This is a genomic window from Roseivirga sp. (assembly GCF_049099775.1).
Classification (GTDB): domain Bacteria; phylum Bacteroidota; class Bacteroidia; order Cytophagales; family Cyclobacteriaceae; genus Roseivirga.
On the sequence record NZ_JAGDZM010000026.1, the window covers coordinates 1 to 2822 of the forward strand.

The window sequence follows — 2822 nt, forward strand, 5'->3', positions numbered from 1 at the left end:
AAGAACACCATACGGCCAGTAAAGTCATAAATCTCTACTATCGGTGAGTCGCCTGCCTGCCTAAGATCTAACTTAAATATGCCCGTCGATGGGTTGGGATATAACTGCACTTTCATCTCCTGTTGTTCTGATAAATCCTGCTCTGGTACGATTATAATATCTTCCGTATTTAGAGTCATCGCAGGAGAGCCCGTAATTGTGAAGTTCCAAGTTTCTACTGTGAATAAACCATCAATATTGTTATTCCCTCCATCCACTAGAGCTGACTTTCCTAGGTGAACCAACAACTCTTCTCCAGCTGGTAGAGAAGATGGTAAATCGTATGTAAGGGTATTACCGTTGATTACCACCGCAGCACTATTGATATTGACACTGTGTAGCGCTAATAGGTCACTTTTTCTATAGATACGAAGCCTCCCTTCATTTTTAAATACTGCTTCGCTAAAGGTGGCCGTTATCGTAGACTCTGCTACGGCAGATCCTCCATCTGCTGGGCTTAGGCTTGTTATGGTTGGCCCTGGGTCTGACTGTGGAAACAAGTTCCAGGTATCTACATCAAATAATCCGCCCAAACCATTTCCTCCTGCGTCTTCAAAACTCAATGGACTGAAGTGAATCAGAATCTCTTCTCCAATTGGCAGGTTTAGAGGCATATCAATTGATACTGAGGCTCCATCTACTGTGACAGATGGATCACTTACATCAATAAGATTCAACAAACTCAAGTCGCCTTTCTTATAAATCCTGATCTTACCTCTGTTTTTGAAAACTGCTTCAGAGAAGGTAACTGTCGTTGTACTGCCTTGTACTACACTCCCTCCGTCTACCGGACTCAAACTCACAATTGTTGGAGAAGGATCAGGTTGCATCGTAAGGTTCCAGGTGGTTGCGGTAAATACACCTCCAATGTTATTACCTCTGGAATCTAACAGGGTGCTCCCTGCAAAATGAACAAATATTTCTTCGTTTGTTGGCAAGCCTAATGGAGGGGTAATGGTTACTACTGCTCCTGTTATACTAATGCCCCCATCTCCTATGTTCATCTCTTTTAACACCTGGGTGTCGCTGGAACGGTAAAAACGAACTTTACCACTCCCCTTGAATACAGCTTCGCTGAAAGTTGCTTCTATATTAAATCCTTGGATGAGGCTACCACCATCTACCGGACTCAATTGAGAGATAGATGGGGCTGGATCGGGTATCGTGGTCAGGTTCCAAGTATCAACACCAAATAATCCATTCAAACCATTGTTCCCACTGTCACGCAATGTGTTTGGTGCAAAATGAATGAAAACATTTTGTCCTACTGGAAGATTCAGTGGAGTGGTGACTTTGACCACGCTTCCGTTTACTTCTACGTCTGCTGAACTTACATCAATCTCTCTCAATACAGTGTTGTCTGAGCTTCGGTAAATACGAATCTTCCCACTGTTTTTGGTTACACTTTCACTAAGAGTTAGCGTAAGTATCTCCCCAGGTGAAAAACTACCGCCATCTAATGGACTTAAACTCTCAATAGAAGGTGATGGGTCAACAACTGGTGTAAGGTTCCAGGTATTGGTGGTAAATACTCCGGTAATGTCATTCCCGCCTTGATCTTGTAATGTACTACCGGCAAAATGAACGGCAATTTCAACGCCCAAACTTAGGCTTAAGGGAAGCTCTACTGAAACACTACTTCCACTCACTACTACTGATTGATCCGATATATCAACCTCATGTAAAAGCTGCCCATCACTTGTTCGGTAAATTCTAACTTTTCCTGTACCAATATTCAATACTTCGTTGAAGGTTGCTGTGATTGTGCTACCTGCATTTACTGTAGAACCATCGGCCGGTGATAGGGTGGTAATTAATGGAGCCTGATCTATCTGAGGTATTAAATTCCAAGTTTCATCATTAAAAATCGAACCAATCTCATTACCTGATCCATCTACCAAACTACTACGGCTAAAATGAACAATAATTTCTTCGCCATTGATAAGGTTACCAGGCATTTTAACCGAAACCTTTGTTCCATTGATCATTACTTGATCTGAATTGATATCACTATTCCTCAAGAGCAGCAGGTCACTCTTACGGTAAATCCTTAACCTACCCTGATTGGCAAAAACAGGTTCGCTGAAAGTAGCCGTTACAATAGCTAGAGATTCTACATTACTTCCATCGGCTGGATCAAGGCTCACTAGTCTGGGCGCTACAAGATCAGCACCTGTCACAGAGTGATTCCAAGTTGTATTATTAAAAATACCGGTAATATCATTGCCTGCCCCATCTACAATAGCAGTGTTAGCTATAAGCACCGTAAGGTCTTCGCCGATTGGTAAATCTGAAGGAGGGTCTATCGTTAAAGTATTTCCATCTATAGATATCGAATTACTGCTGATATCTATCTCCTGAACCAGTTCGTTGCTTGATTCATTCAAGATCTTTACTTTGCCTGTACCTTTAAAAATTAATTCATCGAATTGAGCACGTAAAGACTGATTAGCTGGAATAGTGGTCTCATCTAATGGATCTAGATTTACAAGTACAGGACCTTCTTCATCTACATCAGTAACCGTGATCACTACCATTTGAGTAGCAGTATTCAATCCATCTGTTGCGTTGACTTCTATTTCATAGGTGTTCTGACCGTCGCCATCTGCTGTATTCTCAAAGTCTGGTGACGTTTTAAAGGTCACCACTCCTCCTGTCAGATCAAACAGTGATTCATCATTACCTGTACCTAAACTGTAGGTAACAGTATTTGCATCTGTAGCGATTATCGTATAAGCTGAACCTGAACCATTTTGAGTATAACTTACTGCTAAAGGTGAAGT

Annotated in this window: 1 protein-coding gene; it reads right to left on the reverse strand. The window is 41.7% G+C overall.

Translation table 11 applies throughout. From position 1 onward, the window contains the following. On the reverse strand, positions 1 to 2822 hold a 2822-nt coding region (locus JXQ92_RS19225), incomplete at both ends, for an Ig-like domain-containing protein (RefSeq protein WP_421988275.1).